Annotated in this window: 1 protein-coding gene; it reads left to right on the top strand. The window is 38.4% G+C overall.

From position 1 onward, the window contains the following. Window positions 1-1,191, top strand: a 1,191-nt coding sequence (istA, locus tag ABD814_RS13210) for an IS21 family transposase (RefSeq protein WP_344914201.1), incomplete at its 5' end; no start/stop codon positions are given. Window positions 1,192-1,251: the final 60 nt, after the last annotated feature.

Here is a 1,251-nt window from a genome sequence, read left to right as displayed (position 1 = left end):
AAGTTAGGCTTCACGGGCTCTTATCGAACCGTTTGTAATTTTATTAAGAATGAGTGGAAAGAAAAAATGATCAATGAATCAGATGAATTGAAAGAAGAGTACGAAAGATTGTCTCATCCTCCCGCAGAAGCTCAAGTCGATTTTGGGATTACGGAAGCTGTCGAAGATGGAAAAGTGAAAGATATTCATTGCTTAGTCATGAGTTTTCCATACAGTAACGGAGGACTGGCAGTTCCTTTACCTTCGGAAAACCAAGAATGTTTCCTTGAAGGACTGAAAGTGCTCTTTAAACAGGCAGGATTTGTCCCAAGAAAGCTTCGTTTAGATAATCTTTCGGCAGCAGTGGTCAAGGCAAGGAGCCGTGGTGAGGAAACTATTTTCACTGATGCCTTTCGTCAATTTTCAATGCATTACGGATTTGAAGCACAAGCTTGTAACCCGAGAAAAGGAAATGAAAAAGGACATGTGGAAAACAAAGTGGGATATGTACGTTATAACTTTTTCACCCCATCCCCTGTCATTAAAGATTTAGAGCACTTACGGTCTTTATTATTTGATCAATGTAAAAAAGATCACCAACGACTTCATTATAAGAAGGATCTAATCATCGCGGACTTGTTGGAAGAAGAAAAGAAATATGGATTAGCTTTGCCCGACTCTGAATATCCTGTTTTCAAACAATCGACGGTAATCGCTAATAAATATGGCGAAGTACGCATTGATGGTGCGCTGATTCACGTCCCTAAAAGTTACCACTATGGCAAACTACATTTGATTTTGTATTGGGATGACTACAAAGTAGTTTCTTATAATGGCGAAACGCTTTCCAAAGGTCCTAGACTATATATGAACAAAACAAGAGAAATCCCGTGGGGATCTATCTTAAAAGGCTGGAGACGAAAACCACGTTCAATTGTATATTCAAGGTATTTTCCCTATTTACCCGGCAGAATTGCTTATTACTTAAACATCGAATCCATGAAATTAAGAAAAGAGCGTGTCGAGTGGTTATTAAGCTTAATTACAACGCATGAGATGCAAGAAATAGATGAAAATTTTTATGATTTACTTCCTGAAGAGAAGCGATTTGATTCAAGTTTGGATACTTCTACGAACCATCCTTACGATGTAGATTGGCGCGTTTATGATTCTCTCCAACCTACCGTTAAGGAGAGTGTGCATCATGGCTGATGTGATTAGAGAGAAATGTAAATTACTTCGCTTGGCTTACGTTGCTGACTTATATGAGAA

Source organism: Amphibacillus indicireducens (assembly GCF_039539605.1).
GTDB lineage: Bacteria > Bacillota > Bacilli > Bacillales > Amphibacillaceae > Amphibacillus > Amphibacillus indicireducens.
This window is presented reverse-complemented; position numbering and strand designations above follow the sequence as displayed.